Annotated in this window: 18 protein-coding genes and 2 rRNA genes (1 of these 20 running past the window's edge); 4 read left to right on the top strand and 16 right to left on the bottom strand. The window is 58.7% G+C overall.

The annotated features are described in order from the left end of the window. The first annotated feature begins 148 nt into the window (after nt 1–148). Nucleotides 149–1,165 carry an outer membrane protein assembly factor BamD gene (locus tag D3Z90_RS03905; RefSeq protein WP_136474491.1) on the top strand — a complete coding sequence of 339 codons (1,017 nt, stop codon included), beginning with the start codon at nt 149–151 and terminating at the stop codon, nt 1,163–1,165. A 93-nt stretch (nt 1,166–1,258) separates the two neighbouring features. Beyond that, complete coding sequence (locus tag D3Z90_RS03900; protein WP_136474490.1) at nt 1,259–1,489, top strand: PP0621 family protein; 231 nt, start codon at nt 1,259–1,261, stop codon at nt 1,487–1,489. 52 nt (nt 1,490–1,541) lie between these two features. Here the strand turns inward: D3Z90_RS03900 and thiO are convergent, their stop codons facing one another. The 5 genes from thiO to D3Z90_RS03875 are packed head-to-tail and all read right to left on the bottom strand — an operon-like array spanning nt 1,542 to nt 4,488. Continuing rightward, the gene (gene thiO, locus D3Z90_RS03895) at nt 1,542–2,639 is read right to left on the bottom strand and encodes a glycine oxidase ThiO (RefSeq protein WP_136474489.1); all 1,098 of its coding nucleotides are present in this window, start codon (nt 2,637–2,639) and stop codon (nt 1,542–1,544) included. A 37-nt stretch (nt 2,640–2,676) separates the two neighbouring features. Continuing rightward, nucleotides 2,677–3,084 (bottom strand): type IV pilin protein, encoded by a 408-nt coding sequence (locus tag D3Z90_RS03890; RefSeq protein ID WP_136474488.1) that lies wholly within the window; start codon nt 3,082–3,084, stop codon nt 2,677–2,679. An 11-nt stretch (nt 3,085–3,095) separates the two neighbouring features. Beyond that, nucleotides 3,096–3,605, bottom strand: a complete 510-nt coding sequence (locus tag D3Z90_RS03885; RefSeq protein ID WP_136474487.1) for a hypothetical protein — start codon at nt 3,603–3,605, stop codon at nt 3,096–3,098. Next, nucleotides 3,602–4,273, bottom strand: coding sequence for a PilW family protein (locus D3Z90_RS03880; protein ID WP_136474486.1), 672 nt, complete (start codon nt 4,271–4,273; stop codon nt 3,602–3,604). The genes D3Z90_RS03885 and D3Z90_RS03880 overlap by 4 nt, the downstream gene beginning before the upstream one ends. Next, nucleotides 4,270–4,488, bottom strand: a complete 219-nt coding sequence (locus D3Z90_RS03875) for a prepilin-type N-terminal cleavage/methylation domain-containing protein (protein ID WP_136474485.1) — start codon at nt 4,486–4,488, stop codon at nt 4,270–4,272. The genes D3Z90_RS03880 and D3Z90_RS03875 overlap by 4 nt, the downstream gene beginning before the upstream one ends. Before the next feature lie 141 nt (nt 4,489–4,629). Here D3Z90_RS03875 and D3Z90_RS03870 point away from each other — a divergent pair, with 141 nt between their 5' ends. Then, entirely contained in the window at nt 4,630–5,109 is a 480-nt protein-coding gene (locus D3Z90_RS03870; protein ID WP_256658320.1) for a GspH/FimT family protein, read from the top strand. On the opposite strand, the gene ispH is transcribed toward D3Z90_RS03870, so the two are convergent. The 6 genes from ispH to murJ all read right to left on the bottom strand — a co-directional run bounded on the left by ispH (nt 5,098) and on the right by murJ (nt 12,433). Then, entirely contained in the window at nt 5,098–6,045 is a 948-nt protein-coding gene (gene ispH / locus D3Z90_RS03865) for a 4-hydroxy-3-methylbut-2-enyl diphosphate reductase (protein ID WP_136474484.1), read from the bottom strand. The two genes, D3Z90_RS03870 and ispH, sit on opposite strands and share 12 nt — an antisense overlap. 14 nt (nt 6,046–6,059) lie before the next feature. Then, entirely contained in the window at nt 6,060–6,497 is a 438-nt protein-coding gene (gene fkpB / locus D3Z90_RS03860) for an FKBP-type peptidyl-prolyl cis-trans isomerase (protein WP_136474483.1), read from the bottom strand. Further along, complete coding sequence (gene lspA / locus D3Z90_RS03855) at nt 6,490–7,005, bottom strand: signal peptidase II (protein WP_136474482.1); 516 nt, start codon at nt 7,003–7,005, stop codon at nt 6,490–6,492. Before lspA ends, fkpB begins: the two co-directional genes overlap by 8 nt. Continuing rightward, nucleotides 6,998–9,829, bottom strand: coding sequence for an isoleucine--tRNA ligase (gene ileS / locus D3Z90_RS03850; protein ID WP_136474481.1), 2,832 nt, complete (start codon nt 9,827–9,829; stop codon nt 6,998–7,000). The genes lspA and ileS overlap by 8 nt, the downstream gene beginning before the upstream one ends. After that, on the bottom strand, nt 9,826–10,776 hold the full coding sequence (ribF, locus tag D3Z90_RS03845; RefSeq protein ID WP_168198429.1) for a bifunctional riboflavin kinase/FAD synthetase: 951 nt from the start codon (nt 10,774–10,776) through the stop codon (nt 9,826–9,828). The genes ileS and ribF overlap by 4 nt, the downstream gene beginning before the upstream one ends. A gap of 118 nt (nt 10,777–10,894) precedes the next feature. After that, entirely contained in the window at nt 10,895–12,433 is a 1,539-nt protein-coding gene (gene murJ / locus D3Z90_RS03840) for a murein biosynthesis integral membrane protein MurJ (protein ID WP_136474479.1), read from the bottom strand. 251 nt (nt 12,434–12,684) lie between these two features. On the opposite strand from murJ, the gene rpsT reads away from it, so the two are divergent. After that, nucleotides 12,685–12,963: a 30S ribosomal protein S20 gene (gene rpsT, locus D3Z90_RS03830; protein ID WP_136474478.1), complete on the top strand. Its 279-nt coding sequence runs from the start codon at nt 12,685–12,687 to the stop codon at nt 12,961–12,963. A 153-nt stretch (nt 12,964–13,116) separates the two neighbouring features. Here the strand turns inward: rpsT and D3Z90_RS03825 are convergent, their stop codons facing one another. The 5 genes from D3Z90_RS03825 to D3Z90_RS03805 all read right to left on the bottom strand — a co-directional run. After that, nucleotides 13,117–15,417, bottom strand: coding sequence for a PqiB family protein (locus tag D3Z90_RS03825; RefSeq protein ID WP_136474477.1), 2,301 nt, complete (start codon nt 15,415–15,417; stop codon nt 13,117–13,119). Beyond that, nucleotides 15,410–16,033, bottom strand: a complete 624-nt coding sequence (locus tag D3Z90_RS03820; protein WP_136474476.1) for a paraquat-inducible protein A — start codon at nt 16,031–16,033, stop codon at nt 15,410–15,412. Before D3Z90_RS03820 ends, D3Z90_RS03825 begins: the two co-directional genes overlap by 8 nt. Beyond that, the gene (locus D3Z90_RS03815; RefSeq protein WP_136474475.1) at nt 16,020–16,679 is read right to left on the bottom strand and encodes a paraquat-inducible protein A; all 660 of its coding nucleotides are present in this window, start codon (nt 16,677–16,679) and stop codon (nt 16,020–16,022) included. Before D3Z90_RS03815 ends, D3Z90_RS03820 begins: the two co-directional genes overlap by 14 nt. 244 nt (nt 16,680–16,923) lie before the next feature. Then, nucleotides 16,924–17,039: ribosomal RNA gene (rrf, locus tag D3Z90_RS03810) — 5S ribosomal RNA — on the bottom strand. A 138-nt stretch (nt 17,040–17,177) separates the two neighbouring features. Beyond that, nucleotides 17,178–17,722 (bottom strand): 23S ribosomal RNA (locus D3Z90_RS03805); it runs 2,345 nt beyond the window's last position.

Below are 17,722 nucleotides of genomic sequence, written 5' to 3'. Positions count from 1 at the left end.
TCGAATCAGCGGGCGGCACAGCCTTTGGTTTCGACTGCGCGCTTGTGGTTAAATACGACGTCTTTTGCCCCGGGTGTTGCATCGGGGTGCTCATCATAACAGGACGGCCACGCCCAAGACAGCGGCCGTCATAGGGACGCAAGCCGCCATGCAAGTGAAACACCTGCTGCTGATCGCCATCCTCGGACTGACCGCTGCTTGTTCTTCGAAGGAAGTCGTCGACGAAAACCTGAGCGAAGCCGAGCTGTACCAGCAGGCGCAGGCCGATCTGGACAACCACAGCTATACCAGCGCCACCAGCAAGCTCAAGGCTCTGGAATCGCGCTATCCGTTCGGTCGCTATGCCGACCAGGCCCAGCTCGAGCTGATCTACGCGAACTACAAGAACGCCGAGCCCGAAGCTGCCAAGTCAGCCGCCGAGCGTTTTATTCGCTTGCACCCACAGCATCCGAACGTCGACTACGCCTACTACCTCAAGGGCCTCACCTCCTTTGACCAGGACCGTGGCCTGCTGGCGCGCTTCCTGCCGCTGGACATGACCAAGCGTGACCCGGGTGCTGCCCGCGACTCCTACAACGAGTTCGCCCAGCTCACCAGCCGCTTCCCCAACAGCCGTTACTCGCCAGACGCCAAGCAGCGCATGATCTACCTGCGCAACCTGTTGGCGGCTTACGAAATCCACGTCGCCGACTACTACCTGAGCCGCCAGGCTTATGTAGCTGCCGCCAACCGTGGTCGTTATGTAGTCGAGAACTTCCAGGAAACCCCATCGGTCGGTGACGGCCTGGCGGTGATGACCGAAGCCTATATGCGTCTGCACCTGGACGAGTTGGCCGCCACCAGCCTGGAAACCCTCAAGCTCAACTACCCGGATCACCCAAGCCTGGTGGACGGTCAGTTCGAGCCCAAGCAGGATGAAGCCGACAACCGCTCCTGGCTGTCCAAGGCCACGCTGGGCCTGATCGAAAGCGAAACGCCGCTGCCACCGGGTGAAACCCGCGCAAACCAGGACGTTATCCGCCAGTACGAAGACGCCAAGGAAGCGATTCCAGCCGACCTGCTGCCAAAAGACGGCGACGCCGTGCAGGAAGAAGAACACGAAGCGGAAGGCAATAACGACGACCGCTCCTGGTTCAGCTACATGACCTTCGGCGTGTTTGACTGATCAATCACGCAACAGATAAAGGGTGGCTCAGGCCTCCCTTTTTTTATGCCTGAGCCCTAGAATTGAAGCTCTTCATTGATAAAGCTGAACACCATGGTTCGCCTACTTTTTTGGATTGCCCTGATTGCCGCCGCTTTCTGGCTGTGGCGCAAGTTCAAGGCCAGCACTGCTGCCAGGCCTGACAACAGTCTTGAAGACCCGCTGAAAATGGTGCGCTGCGCCCATTGTGGCGTGCACCTGCCCAGCGATCGTGCCTTGCACCGGGGCTCGCAGTGGTATTGCAGCCCGGCGCATCTGGAGCAAGGGCCGGGCGCGCAACGTTAAACCTACAGCACCTGCGGTCGATCGCGGAGCAAGGCCCGCGCCTACCGAACGTTTATACCAATCGACCTACTGGCGCATAAGGCCGTGGATCGATGATCGGTTCGCGGCCCAGCAGCAGGTCGGCAAACAGTTGGCACGATGCTGGCGCCAACACCAAGCCATTGCGGTAGTGCCCGCAGTTCAACCACAGACCTTCCCAGCCCGGTACTTCACCGATGTAAGGAATACCTTCGGGTGATCCTGGACGCAATCCCGCCCAATGACCAACCGGAGTAGCCTCGGCCAACGCTGGAAGCAATTCGATAGCTGATGCCTTCAGGCTTTCCAGCGCTTCGGCGGTTGGGGTCTTGTCGTAGCCGACGTGCTCCAGGGTGCTGCCCACCAGAATGTGCCCATCGCGGCGCGGAATCGCGTAGCGGCCCTTGGCCAGGACCATGCTGGGCAGAAAATCTTCGGCGCACTTGAACAGAATCATCTGCCCTTTGACCGGCTCCACTGGCAGTTCAAGGCCCAACGGCCGCAACAGGTCACCACTCCACGCGCCAGCCGTCAGCACCACGCGATCACCGGCAACTGCACCGTCGGCGGTTTGCACGCCGGTAATTTTTTCGCCTTCGCGGATAAAGCCAGTGATTTCACAGTGCTCGCGCAGGGTTACGTTTGGCAGTGCCTGCAGCGCCGCTTTCAGCGATTTGACCAGACGCGGGTTACGCACATTGGCAACGCCCGCCATATAGATCGCCCGCTCAAAGCCCGCACCCAGTACCGGCACCGCGTCATAGGCTGCCGAAATATCCACAGCACTCAGGGGCCGCCCTTCACGCTCAGCCCAAGCCAACGCCTCGGCCTCGTCGTCCAGGTCCAGCCAGTACAGCCCAGTGGTGTGCACCTCAGGATCGACACCGGTGTTGGCGAACAGACGCTCTCCCAGCTGTGGATAAAAATCCTGCGACCAGTGCGCCAGTGCGGTTACAGCCGGACTGTAGCGCCAGGGGTAGAGCGGCGAAACGATGCCGCCACCGGCCCAGGACGACTCCTGCCCCAGTTCACCGCGATCACACAACACCACCTGTTCGACCTCTGCCGCCAGATTGAACGCCGTCAACAGGCCGATCACTCCGCCACCGACTATCACTACTTGCTTGGTCATCTATCGATCCAATTTCTGAAGTAAATCGCGAAAGGCTTCAGCCTCCCCAGCACCCGCCGTCAGTATTTTCGGCGCCTTGGGGATTGCCCCGCCTACCTGCCTGGTCAAGTTCATAGTCACCACACCGATCAGCCCTCATCAAGCCGCCGGGAAGGCGACGTGCCGAAAGGGTGAACGACTCCTTGTCGCGCATGACATGCAAACTGTAGTGAGCGGTGCCGCTCGCCAGTGAGGCCTGAAGGTCTTCGACGTCGCTGTACTGTCCTGCACGTGAATAGTGCAGCTCCAGGCGCTGCGCGCTCTCGATCAGCAGGCTGACGATTTCCGTGCGTGCGGATTTTTTCACCAGATCGGAGTAACCGGGGTAGGCAATGCTCGCAAGAATGCCGACCACAGCGATGACAATCAACAGTTCGATCAGACTCAATGCGTGCTGTTGCTTCATTTACCTGCTCCTCAATAGACCTGGCGCCAGAAGATGCGCCGCCCTGGCTGCGGTGCTGGGCCGACAGGTTGCGCAATCACACTCTCCATCACGCCGCGCACCGTGCCGAGGCGACTCACCGCGGTTACTCGATACAGGTTTGCCTCCAACCCTTGTGGCATCTGCCTGACCTTGGTACTTCGTCCCAGTGACTGGATCAGATAGAAACCACCAGTCGCCGCCTGCCAGCTCAACCCTGAACTCTCACCCTGCCCCGCATAAACCCCGCTCGAGGTGACGTTGCCAGCTTCGGGAGGTGGCAAGCAGAACGCGCACAGTGGCCATGCCTGTGTATGTAGCCTGGTCTCCCCCGACTGCAGCACCTGATGGCTCTGCTCGAAGACCTGCAAGGTGCTCAGCAAATTGCGCGACATGCGCGCCTGCTGGATCGCACTGCCCATCGCCGACAACCCAAGCAGAGCCAACAACAGCATCAGCGTCAGGCTGAGCAACAGGACGAGGCCGCGCTGCCTGGATTTCATTGCAGGCCTACCGGGTTACCCAAGGCGACGCTCATGCCATAGGTTTGCGGCCTGACGCGTTGCTGTGGGTCGGTCAAGGTCAAGCTCAGACGCACGCCTGAGATTCCCAGGGTGCTGGTTCTGAGCAGTTCAAGCTGCAACTCACTGACACCCTCGACCAGCACGCCGTTGCTCGCGGCGCTGCGCAGGCGAAGCTGGTCTGCCACCAGGCGGTACTCCTGGCGGCGGATGGGTATCGCAAACTGCCCCTCTGCCGGCTTTTTTGCGCCAGCGAGCACCATCGCATGGGTTACGCAGTCGGTGAGCAGCGTCCAGTCAGGCTCGCCGCTGGTGTATGCGCCTTCGGCGCTTATCAAACTCAGGCGCTGCAAGCGCCCCTGCGCATCACGGCTGATGTGTATCGGCTGTGCAAACGCTTGTGCAGCCAATGGGTCGATAAAATCGACAGCGTCGTAACGCAGGCAACCGAGAGCACCGGCCATGCGAATGCTTTGAGCCAATCGCTGCAAGGCCAGGCGCGCGTCCTCTTGCATTCGCGCAGCCGCCATTTGAGCCTGCCAGGACTGGCTCGCGGCGACGAACAGGCGACTGGCAGCCACTAGCAACAGCATTCCCAGGCTCAGCGCCAGCAACACCTCGAGCATGCTCAAGCCCGACTGCCTTTTCACAACCCCGTTTTCTCGCCAAGCTGCAGGCCCGCTGCCCGGGCCTGTTCCAGCAGTGCGTGCTCACCATACGCCGACTGGGTATTGCGCAAGGCACTTTCAGTGATCTGCAAGGCGCGCAGTTGCAACTCGGCTGCCGTAAACAAGCCCATCCCGAGCACTACGATTGCCAGTAATACTTCAATCAGCGTCATTCCTTGTTGCTGCCAGCCATCCATGGCCAACCTCCCGAGATTTTTCCACAGTCCCTTGCCAACCCGACTGACTGGACGCCAGCAATGCGAGCCTTGAACCTACAGCGAAGCACTTCCAGGGAGGAATGCACGGTGAGGCAACAGGGCGTAACACTGATACAAATTTTGTTCGCATCGGCCCTGCTGGGGCTGCTTACACAGCTTGGGGTTCCGGCCTACAGCGCGATGAGCGCCGGGCTACAACGGCAGATGGTCGCCACAGACCTGGCCCAAGCCTTGCGCACGGCACGCAGTGAAGCGCTGCTGCGCAATAGCGTGGTGCGCCTGCAAGCGCTGGGGTCAGACTGGAGTCAGGGCTGGAGGATGGTGGTTGAGCACGACAGCCCGCAGTTGCTGCAGCAATGGCATGGCAATGAACGCGTGATTGTTGTTGGCAACCAGCCGGTGGCCCGGCAAGTGAGCTTCAGTGGCCTGGGCGTGCCGTTACTGGACAACGGCGCCTTCCAGGCCGGGACGTTGCATGTGTGCCAACGTCCCGAAGCACTGAGTCACTATCAGGTGGTGCTGTCACGCAGCGGAAGAGTCAGCCTGCGTGATGCGCTGAGCGAACAGCCGCTTTGCGCGGCTGCCGGGTCAGATCAATGAACGCACGCGCAATTCCTTGGGCATCGAGAAAGTGATGTTCTCTTCGCGTCCATCCAGCTCTTCGGCACCCGTGGCACCCCAGGCACGCAATTGTTCGATCACGCCGCGCACCAGCACTTCAGGTGCAGAAGCACCGGCAGTGATACCAATTCGTTCGACACCTTCAAACCAGCTTTTTTGCAGGTCTTCGGCGCCGTCGATCAGGTAAGCCGGCGTTGACATGCGCTCGGCAAGCTCACGCAAACGGTTGGAGTTGGAACTGTTGGGGCTGCCCACTACCAACACCACATCGCATTCGTTGGCCAACTGCTTGACCGCATCCTGGCGGTTCTGGGTGGCGTAGCAAATGTCATCCTTGCGCGGGCCGCCGATGTTCGGGAAGCGTGCACGCAGGGCATCGATAACCCGACCGGTGTCATCCATCGACAAGGTGGTCTGGGTAACGAAAGCCAGCTTATCTGGGTCATTGACCTGCAACTGGGCGACATCTTCCTCGTCCTCGACCAGATAGATCGCACCGCCGTTGCTGGCGTCGTATTGGCCCATAGTGCCTTCGACTTCCGGATGGCCTTCGTGGCCAATCAGGATGCATTCGCGACCGTCGCGGCTGTAGCGCGCTACCTCGATATGCACCTTGGTAACCAGTGGACAGGTCGCATCGAAAACCTTCAGGCCGCGCCCTGCTGCTTCCTGGCGCACAGCCTGGGAAACACCGTGGGCACTGAAGATGACAATGACGTCATCCGGCACCTGATCCAGCTCTTCGACGAAGATCGCCCCGCGCGCGCGCAGGTCTTCGACCACGAATTTGTTGTGCACCACTTCGTGACGTACGTAAATCGGCGGGCCGAAAACCTCCAGCGCGCGATTGACGATCTCAATCGCCCGGTCCACGCCCGCGCAGAAACCGCGGGGGTTGGCGAGTTTGATTTGCATGCTCGGCTCCGGGCTCAAAGCGCTGTGACTTCGAGGATTTGCACCTCGAAGTTCAGGGTTTTGCCGGCCAGTGGATGGTTGAAGTCGATGGTCACCTGGGCGTCATCGAACGCCTTGACCACACCTGGCAGCTCAGCATTGGCAGCGTCGTTGAAGATCACCAGCAAACCTTCGGAAAGCTCCATGTCGTTGAATTGCGACCGTGGAATGATCTGTACGTTCTGCGGGTTGGGCTGACCAAAAGCGTTTTCCGGCTGAACGGTAACAGTGCGCTTGTCACCGGCCTTGAAGCCGAAGATTGCCGCTTCAAAGCCCGGCAGCAGGTTGCCGTCGCCAACTTTGAACACAGCCGGCGACTTGTCGAACGTGCTATCGACGGTGTCGCCGTTTTCCAGATGCAGTGCGAAGTGCAATTTGACTTCGGTGTTCTGGCCGATGCGGGTCTCAGTCATGGACGGGTTCTCCGGACTTCTTGCTCTTGAACATATCCAGCGCAAGCATCACCGCACCCACGGTAATGGCGCTGTCGGCCACGTTGAAGGCCGGGAAATAATAACGGTTCTGCCAGTGCACCAGGATGAAATCGACGACATGGCCCAGCACGATACGGTCATACAGGTTGCCCAGCGCGCCACCCAGCACCAGTGCCAGCGCCACGGCCAGCCAGGTCTCGTTGCGCTCCAGGCGCTTGAGCCAGACCACCAGCACTGCACTGACCACCAAGGCGATCAAGGCGAACAGCCAGCGCTGCCAGCCAGAGCTGTCGGCCAGGAAACTGAATGCTGCACCGGTGTTGTAGGCCAGGGTCCAACTGAAGTAGTCAGGAATGACCACGATCTGTTGGTACAAGCTCAGCGCGCCTTCGAAATAGAACTTGCTGGCCTGGTCAATGACCAGGACCAGCAGGCTCAACCATAGCCAGCCTAGGCGCCCGAAGCGCCCGACAGCAGGGTTAGGCATAGTGGCGCACCTCACCCTTGCCGCTGATGTTGTCAGCGCAACGGGCACAGATTTCCGGATGCTCCGGGTTCGCGCCAACGTCGGCGCGGAAGTGCCAGCAACGACCGCACTTGGTGTGCGCAGACTTGACCACTTTCAACTTCAGGCCAGGTACTTCAGTCTCGACCGCATCGGCTGGCGCCTGGACGAATGGCGCAACACTTGCGGCCGAGGTAATCAGCACGAAACGCAGTTCGTCACCCAGTTTGTCCAAGTCGGCGCTCAGGGCATCGTCGGCGAACAAGGTCACTTCGGCTTGCAGGTTGCCACCGATGGCCTTGGCTGAACGCTGGTTCTCCAGCTCTTTGTTGACCGCAGTTTTGGCGGCCATCACGCGTTCCCAGTAGGCGCGACCCAGCTCGAAACCTTCCGGCAGCTCGGTCAGACCCTGGTACCAGGTGTTGAGCATCACCGATTCGTTGCGCTCGCCTGGCAGGTACTGCCACAGTTCGTCAGCGGTGAAAGCCAGGATTGGCGCGATCCAGCGCACCAGCGCTTCGCTGATGTGGTAAAGCGCGGTCTGGCAGGAACGCCGGGCAACACTGTTGGCACCGGTGGTGTACTGACGGTCCTTGATGATGTCCAGGTAGAAGCCACCCAGCTCCTGCACACAGAAGTTGTGGATCTTCGAGTAGACGTTCCAGAAGCGGTATTCGCCATAGTGCTCTTCCAGCTCGCGCTGCAGCAACAGGGTACGGTCGACCGCCCAGCGATCCAGCGCCAGCATGTCTTCGGCCGGCAGCAGGTCACGGGCCGGGTCGAAACCGGACAAGTTGGAGAGCAGGAACCGCGCGGTGTTACGGATACGGCGGTAAGCATCGGCGCTGCGCTGCAGGATCTGCTCGGAAACAGCCATTTCACCGGAGTAGTCGGTAGCCGATACCCACAGGCGCAAAATGTCGGCACCTAGGGTGTCGTTGACCTTCTGCGGCTCGATGGTGTTACCCAACGACTTGGACATTTTGCGACCGTTCTCATCGACGGTGAAGCCGTGAGTCAGCAACTCGCGGTACGGCGCATGGTTGTCGATGGCGCAGCCGGTCAGCAGCGAGGAGTGGAACCAGCCACGGTGCTGGTCGGAACCTTCCAGGTACAGGTCGGCACGCGGGCCGGTGTCGTGACCGATGCTGTGCGAGCCACGCAGTACGTGCCAGTGAGTGGTACCGGAATCGAACCAGACGTCGAGGGTGTCGCTGATTTTGTCGTACTGACCCGCTTCTTCACCCAGCAGCTCGGCGGCGTCCAGCTTGAACCAGGCTTCGATACCCTCTTGTTCGACGCGCTTGGCAACCTCTTCCATCAGCTCGACAGTGCGCGGGTGCAGCTCACCGGTTTGCTTGTTGAGGAAGAACGGAATCGGCACACCCCAGTTACGCTGGCGCGAGATGCACCAGTCTGGACGGTTGGCGATCATCGAATGCAGGCGCGCCTGGCCCCAGGCCGGAACGAACTTGGTTTCTTCAATGGCTTTGACCGCACGCTTGCGCAGGGTGTCGCCATTGTCAGGCTGCTTGTCCATGCCGACGAACCATTGCGCCGTGGCGCGATAGATCAGCGGCGTCTTGTGGCGCCAGCAGTGCATGTAGCTGTGGCTGATGGTTTCGGTGTGCATCAGTGCACCGACTTCCGACAGCTTCTCGACGATGGCCGGGTTGGCCTTCCAGATAAACTGGCCGCCGAAGAAGTCCAGCGACGGCACATAAACGCCGTTGCTTTGCACTGGGGTCAGAATGTCGTCGTTGACCATGCCGTAGCGCTTGCAGGTAACGAAGTCGTCTTCACCGTAAGCAGGAGCCGAGTGAACCACGCCAGTACCGGCACCCAGCTCGACGTAGTCAGCCAGGTAAACCGGCGACAGGCGATCGTAGAACGGGTGGCGGAAATTGATCAGTTCCAGCGCCGAGCCTGGAGCAGTGGCGATTACCGAGCCCTGCACCGCGTAACGCTTGAGGCACGCCTCAACCAGCTCTTCTGCCAGAACCAGCAGTTTGTCGCCGATATCGACCAGGGCGTAGGTGAACTCCGGATGAACGTTCAGCGCCTGGTTGGCTGGAATGGTCCATGGCGTAGTGGTCCAGATCACAATCGCAGCGGGCTTGGCCAGCGAAGCCAGACCGAACGCAGTGGCCAGCTTGGCTTCATCGGCCACCGGGAAGGCGACGTCGATGGTTTGCGATTTCTTGTCGGCGTATTCGACCTCGGCCTCGGCCAGGGCCGAACCGCAATCGAAGCACCAGTTCACGGGCTTGAGGCCCTTGAATACGAAGCCGTGCTTGACCATCTCGGCCAGGGCGCGGATTTCACCGGCCTCGTTGGCAAAGTTCATGGTCTTGTACGGATTGTCCCAGTCACCCAGCACACCCAGACGGATGAACTCGGTCTTCTGTCCTTCGATCTGCTCGGCAGCGTATGCACGGCACAGCTCGCGGGTTTTGTCGGCAGTCAGGTGCTTGCCGTGAGTTACCTCAACCTTGTGCTCGATGGGCAGGCCGTGGCAGTCCCAACCCGGAACATAAGGGGCATCAAAACCGGACAGGGTTTTGGAGCGGACAATCATGTCCTTGAGAATTTTGTTCAGCGCATGACCGATATGAATCTTGCCGTTGGCATAGGGCGGGCCGTCGTGCAGCACGAACTTCGGGCGATCCTTACCAATTTCACGCAGCTTCTGGTACAGGCCAATGCTGTCCCAGCGCTGCAGAATCTGCGGTTCGCGCTGTGGCAGGCCGGCCTTCATCGGGAAGGCTGTGTCCGGAAGGTTTAGCGTGGCTTTATAGTCGGTCATTTCAGGCTCTTCGTTAGCGGTTGAGCGTGCCAATGGGCACGTGCGGCGGCGATATCCGCATCGATCGCCGACTTCAGCGCCTCCAGGGAGGCGAAACGCTGCTCGTCGCGCAGCTTGTGGTGGAATTCCACCGTCAGGCGCCGGCCATAAAGATCGCCGGCATAATCCAGGAGATGCACTTCCAGGTGGGCACGGCCATCACCTGAAACGGTTGGCCGCACGCCGATGTTGGCGACGCCGGGCCAAGCCTTGCCATCGAGTTCGACACTGACCAGGTAGACACCGGTCAGCGGTACGCGATGACGCTTGAGCTGTATGTTGGCGGTCGGCGTGCCCAGTTGGCGCGCCAGCTTTTGTCCATGCAACACCGTACCGGTAATGCGGTATGGACGCCCGAGCAGTCGTTCAGCCAGAGGAAAATCGGCCTTGGCCAGTGCGTCACGCACCTGCGTGCTGCTCACCCGCATGCCATCGAGTTCGACGGTTTGCGCCGCTTCAACGGTGAAGCCCTGACTCAAGCCCGCCTGTTGGAGAAACTCGAAGTCTCCGACGCGGTCGCAACCGAAGCGGAAATCGTCACCCACTTCCAGGTGCTTGACGCCCAGGCCGTCGACCAGAATGGTATCGACGAACTCGGCGGCGCTGAGTTTGCTCAAACGCTGGTTGAAAGCCAGGCACAACACCCGGTCCACGCCTTCAGCGGCCAGTAGCGCGACCTTGTCACGCAGGCGGGCCAAGCGGGCCGGCGCGGTGTCCGGGGCAAAGTACTCGCGCGGCTGCGGCTCGAAAATCACCACGCAGCTGGGTACACCCAGCTCTACCGCACGCTCACGCAGGCGCGCCAGGATTGCCTGGTGGCCACGGTGAACACCGTCGAAGTTGCCAATAGTGGCGACACAGCCCCGGTGCAGGGGGCGCAGGTTTTGAAGGCCTCGAACCAGCTGCATAACGCGCTTCTTGCTCATAAAGTGGTCGATTATAACCACACCCGGGCGCTGGTGACAGGCAGCAGCGTAACCCCGAAGCATGGAATAGAAAAAACCGACGTCTGGCCGTGTTCTCGGCTCAATGCAGTGCCTTGCGTGCAAAGTCACGCGGGCGGAAACCGAACACGAACAAACTGCCGAAATACGTCATCACACCCGCCAGAATCAGCACGCCCAGGCGCAAAAAGCGCTCCAGCATCTGCCCTTCTGCCCAGGCCGGCATGTAATGCATCCCCACCAGCAGGACTGCCGACATCAACAGCACTGCCAGTACCAGCTTGGCCAGGAACTTGGCCCAGCCTGGTTGCGGCTCGAACAGATTCTGTTGACGCAATTTCCAGTACAACAGACCGGCGTTCAGGCAGGCGCCAAGGCTGATGGCCAAGGCCAGGCCAGCGTGCTGCAGGTGCGTAATGAACGCCAGGTTGAACAGTTGGGTGCAGACCAAGGTGAATATCGCGATCTTAACCGGGGTACGAATGTTCTGCTGGGCATAAAAGCCGGGAGCCAGCACCTTCACCAGAATGATCGCCAGCAAACCGACCGAGTATGCGATCAGCGCACGCTGGGTCATGGCTGCGTCGAAGGCGGAGAACTTGCCGTACTGGAACAGCGCAACGGTCAATGGCTCGGCCAGAATCGCCATCGCCAGGGTACACGGAAGCACCAATAGGAAACACAGGCGCAGGCCCCAGTCGAGGATTCGTGAATACTCGTGGCGATCACGGTTGGCGTAGGTCTTGGCCAGGGTTGGCAGCAGGATGGTACCCAGAGCCACGCCCAGCACCCCTGAAGGCAGTTCCATCAGACGGTCGGCGTAATACATCCACGAAACCGAGCCTGCCACCAGGAACGAGGCGAAGATGGTATTGATGATCAACGAGATCTGGCTGACCGATACCCCGAGGATTGCCGGAAGCATCTGCTTGAGTACCCGCCATACCCCCGAGTCACGCAAGTTCAGGCGTGGCAGCACCAGCATGCCGATCTTCTTGAGGTGAGGCAGTTGGTACAACAGTTGTGCCAGGCCACCCGCCAGTACCCCCCAGGCCAGCGCCATGATCGGCGGGTCGAAGTACGGAGTGAGGAACAGGGTGAAGGCGATCATCGCCACGTTCAGCAGGGTTGGCACAAAAGCTGGTACCGAGAAACGGTTCCAGGTATTGAGAATGGCCCCGGCCAGCGAAGAAAGCGAGATCAGCAGTATATAAGGGAAGGTGACGCGCAGAAGGTCGGTGGTCAGTTGGTATTTGTCACCGTCGTCGACAAAGCCAGGTGCCGTGACCCATACCACCCAAGGCGCCGCCAGAATGCCCAGCGCGGTGACCAGGGCCAGCACCAGGGTCAGCAGGCCGCTGACATAGGCAATGAAGGTTCGCGTCGCCTCCTCGCCCTGCTGAGTCTTGTACTCGGCCAGAATTGGCACGAAAGCCTGGGAAAAGGCTCCCTCGGCGAATATTCGTCGCAGCAGGTTGGGCAGTTTGAAGGCGATAAAGAAGGCGTCGGTAGCGACCCCGGCACCGAACACTCGCGCCAGGATGGTATCGCGCACAAAGCCCAGCACCCGCGAAATCATGGTGATGGAGCTGACGGCGGCCAAGGATTTCAGAAGATTCATTGAAAGTTTTTTACGCCTAAAGATAAAGGGCTGTGCCGCAACGCGCGCAGTTGTGCGATACTCCGCGCCGCAACGCAAGCAGAGCAAAAGCTCCCGAGTTTACAGGTCGTACCGCAGAAGGGAATCTCTCCCTTGTTCGGAACAACCACTCAGCGGATCCATGCAAGTGCCCTTGACAACCGATCAACTCATCGGCATGATTCGCGGCCTATTTTGTTTGCTATTTACCAAGTCTTTCGAGGAGCTCGACGGTGGCCAACTCACCTTCCGCCAAAAAACGTGCAAAACAGGCTGAGAAGCGTCGCAGCCACAACGCCAGCCTGCGTTCCATGGTTCGTACCTACATCAAGAATGTGGTTAAAGCCATTGACGCAAAAGACGCCGAAAAAGCGCAAGCTGCTTACATCCTGGCTGTTCCAGTTATCGACCGTATGGCCGATAAAGGTATCATCCACAAGAACAAGGCTGCTCGCCATAAAGGCCGTCTGAATGGCCACATCAAGGCACTGAAGCTCGCTGCAGCTGCCTAAGCGACACGCTTGTTAAAAAACCGACCTTAGGGTCGGTTTTTTGTTGCCTGCGATTTGGTGTTTTCTGTTGGAGCATTAGCAACGCCCCTCCCGAACCTTCGCCAACCGCTTGCGCAGTGATAATCCTGCGCAAGCGGGGCTAACCATTGGCTACTACTTACCGATCTGAATCTTTGGCGCCCACTGCAGCCATTCCTCTTCAGACTTATCAAACAAGGCGAACGTCTGCTGCGGCCTGGCCGGATTGCCCATCTTTTCTCCATCCGGCGTGGCGAAGGCTATGCCACCCTCGATAAGCGTCTCCAGAGACTCTGTACGCACCGTAGCGCCCTTAAACAAACCAACCTCGAAGCCGAACCCACTGCTGTTCCAGAATCGGCTTCCGCTTCTTACCAACGCGGCGTAGCGCGGCTCGATAAGAATGTGGATCAACACTCGATCCGCAGTTTGGCCCAGCTCGAAACCAGTGACCTTACCTACCGGGATCTCACGATAGGTAACCGGCACCCCTGGCTTGATCGAACCCCGCCGTGGTGCACTGAGCACCAATGCCAAGCCTGCTTCACGCGCTGAGAAGTCCGGAGCCTGGGGTAGCGCATTGAACGTGGTCTGCGGCCCCAAGCTCTTCGCTGCAGGCTGCACTTCCAGGTACTGCCCCGTCACCAGGGTTTCCAGGTTTGCAGTCTTGACGATGCCCAGAGCAGGTTTGACCACCCAAAATTGCGTACCTTCACGAGCGATGCGCTCAGGCACTTCGGTAATGCGCGCCTTGAGCAGGACAGCCTGCAGGTCACGGGTCAGATCAACCTGCTCGACCTTGCCAACATCCAACCCCTTGAAGCGAATCGGCGTGCCTACCTTGAGGCCATCTGCACGCTCCACGCGAATAGTCACGGTGGTGCCACTGCGGTTGGCGGCCTCCTGGTCCGGATGCAGGCGGAAACTTGGGATACGACGCTTGAGTGGCACGTCAGGCGTTGGCGTATCGAACGCAATACCTCCCCCCATCAGACTCTGCAGCGACTCGCTCTTGATCTGCACGCCCGACAGGCCACCGGTAAGGGTGATACCGCTGGCGTTCCAGAAACGCGTCGAACCGTTGACCAGATTGGCGTACTCCTTCTCTATATGCACACCGATCAACAGGCGTTTGCTCTTTTTAGAGAACTGGTAGCTCTGCACCGAGCCAACCTTGACCTGACGGTATAGCACCGGACTACCCACCTCCAGCGAACCCAGGTTGTCACTGAACAACACCAGATGCAGACCCGGCGCTTTCAAATCGAGCGGCGGTGCTTTGGCCCGCGCTTCAAACTCGCGCTGCGGAGAGGCACCCTTCTCACCCGGGCGGATGGCAATGTAGTTACCTTTTACCAGTGCCTCCAGCCCCGTGATGCCCGCCAGGGAAATCGAGGGCTTGACCACCCAGAACTGGGTTCCGTCGACCAGATAGTCTTCGGCCAATGGATCCAGGGTCAGCTCAGCCATTGCACTGGTAAGATCGGCATCGACTTTCAGGGTTTTCAGCGAACCCACCTGAATGCCCTTATACATCACCGGGGTACGACCAGCCTGCAGTCCTTCGAAATCGGCCAGTTTGACCTTGATGCGGATACCCGCCTGTGCGGCATCGAAATCTTCGAACAGGCGGAACGGCAGATTCGGGTCGGTTGCCGGGCTGTCTTTACGGTGTTCAGGCGTCGCGAATGCAATTCCGCCGGCAACGATACTGGCCAGTGACTCACTGCGTACTTTCACCCCGGACAAATTAGCATCGATACTGATGCCGCTGGCGTTCCAGAAGCGCGTGTGTTTGCGCACCAGATCGGCATAGGCCGGCTCGATGAAGACCTTGATCTCCACCGTGCCCTGGTCATCGGCCAACCGGTAGCTTTTAACTTTACCGACCTGAATCTGCTTGTAGAACACCGGGCTATCGCGATTGAGCGAACCCAGTCGATCAGCCTTGAGGGTCAGGTGCAGGCCTGGCTCGCTATCCGAGAGCGGCGGCGCTTCATCCAACGCCTTGAAGCGCTTGCTCGGCTCCCCCTTTCCTGGACTGATTGCGATGTAGTTGCCCGACACCAGCGTCTCAAGTCCAGTGATACCCGCTAGGCTGACGCTTGGCTTGACCAGCCAGAAGCGTGTACCGCTGTTCAGGTGCGACTCGGCTTCCTTGTTCATTTCAATGGTGGCTACTACACCGGTATTGCTGCCCTCGGCATCCAGTACCAGCTCTTTGACCTTACCCACCGACATGCCCTTGAAGACAACTTCAGTCTTGTTGGCAACAATACCCTCGCCACTTTCGAAGCGAACCTGAATGCTCACCCCCGCATCGCGGTATGCCTGCCATCCAAGCCAACCGCCAATTACCAAGGCAATCAGGGGCAGTATCCATATAGCCGACCAGTTTGAAGCTGGGCGGGTTTTAGCCGTAGGCAAATCACTCATGGTCGTCATCCGACTCCGTGTTATCCCAAATCAGTCGGGGATCGAAAGTTACTGCAGCGAGCATCGTCAGGATCACCACACTGGCGAAGGCGACGGCGCCCAGATTAGCTTCGATACTGGCGATCCTGCCGAAATTCACCACCGCCACCAGAATGGCGATCACGAAGATGTCCAGCATCGACCAGCGTCCGATAAATTCAATGAAGCGATACATCAATATTCGCTGCCGCGCCGACAACGGCTGCTTACGCTGCACCGAATAAAGCAGCAGGCCAATACCCACCAATTTGAAGGTGGGCACCAGAATGCTGGCAATGAACACCACCGCCGCAATCGGCAACATGCCGAACTTAATCAGCGTAATGACACCCGACATGATGGTGTCCGGCTCGCCCTGCCCTAACGTGTTGACCGTCATGATCGGCAGTATGTTGGCCGGAACGTAGAGAATGGCCGAGGTAAGCAGCAACGCCCATGTACGGGTCAGGCTATTGGGCCTACGCGCATGCACAATTGCACCGCAGCGGGTGCAGGTTTGCGAATTACTGTCTGGCTCCTGACGATTAAGCTCGTGGCATTCACCACAAATTAAAATGCCGGCATCAATCGCACGCATGCAGATCTTCCCCCGATAACGCACTCCAGATCTGGTGAGGCGACATCACTACCTCCAACCACACCTGGATCAATAACAGACTGATAAAACAGGCAAGCCCAAGGCCGAGGCTAAGCTCTGCCAGGTCGACCAACTTGACCATCGCAACCAGCACGCCCATGAAGTACACCTCGAGCATGCCCCAATCACGCATGTGGTGATAAATCCGGTACAGCAACAAGCCATAACTGCGTCCGACGTTGAGGCGAATGCTCAATAACACCGCAAGTTGACATAGCAACTTGAGTAACGGGATGGCCATGCTGCAAAGAAACACAACGACCGCCACTTCGGGCATCCCGGTGTTGAACAGCCCCACCACGCCACTCCAGACCGTGTCGTCGGCACTCTGACCCAGTAGATGGAGTTGCATGATAGGTAGGAAATTCGCCGGTATATAGAGCAGCAACGCGGCGAGAACCAATGCCAGGCTACGCTGGACAACATTATGGCGATGAGCGAAAAGCTCGTAGCCGCAGCGCGGACAATGTGCTTTTTCATCCAGCTTTAGCGCAGGCTTGCGCATAAGCAGGTCACACTCGTGACACGCCACCAGTTGATCCAGAGGAAGGTCAACAAGTTGATGGGAATCGACAGGGTCAGACATAGTGAACTTCTGAGTCAACACAAGGCCGGTATTCTAACCGATACACGGTGCTGGGTTCGCGTGGTGAAATCAGCTAGGCGGCAGTCTTGTGGTTTACAAAGTGCAGGAATGAACTTGCCCGCCCTCGCGGGGTGTCGGGGCGAGGGTATTGCAGGGCACGCCCGCCGCCACAGTGGCGGGACTTTCGATCGCGGAAAAGACAAAACCCCTACCTGCATGCGCAGATAGGGGTTTCGGAATTTAATCTTGACGATGACCTACTCTCACATGGGGAAACCCCACACTACCATCGGCGATGCATCGTTTCACTACTGAGTTCGGGATGGGATCAGGTGGTTCCAATGCTCTATGGTCGTCAAGAAATTCTGTTGCCAGAAGGTCTTGTTCAGACACTCCAGCGAATCGGGTATGTGATGCTTGTGAGCTGCAAACTTTCGGTTCGTTTCGTCTTCACAACACCGCAATCTGGTCGTTCGACGCAAATTGCTTGGGTGTTATATGGTCAAGCCTCACGGGCAATTAGTATTGGTTAGCTCAACGCCTCACAGCGCTTACACACCCAACCTATCAACGTCGTAGTCTTCGACGGCCCTTCAGGGAGCTCAAGGCTCCAGTGAGATCTCATCTTGAGGCAAGTTTCCCGCTTAGATGCTTTCAGCGGTTATCTCTCCCGAACATAGCTACCCGGCAATGCCACTGGCGTGACAACCGGAACACCAGAGGTTCGTCCACTCCGGTCCTCTCGTACTAGGAGCAGCCCCTCTCAAATCTCAAACGTCCACGGCAGATAGGGACCGAACTGTCTCACGACGTTCTAAACCCAGCTCGCGTACCACTTTAAATGGCGAACAGCCATACCCTTGGGACCGGCTTCAGCCCCAGGATGTGATGAGCCGACATCGAGGTGCCAAACACCGCCGTCGATATGAACTCTTGGGCGGTATCAGCCTGTTATCCCCGGAGTACCTTTTATCCGTTGAGCGATGGCCCTTCCATACAGAACCACCGGATCACTAAGACCTACTTTCGTACCTGCTCGACGT

It is taken from the genome of Pseudomonas sp. DG56-2 (assembly GCF_004803755.1).
GTDB classification, from domain to species: domain Bacteria; phylum Pseudomonadota; class Gammaproteobacteria; order Pseudomonadales; family Pseudomonadaceae; genus Aquipseudomonas; species Aquipseudomonas auratipiscis.
The sequence above is the reverse complement of the archived record's forward strand: the minus strand, read 5'-3'. Positions and strand labels throughout refer to the sequence as shown.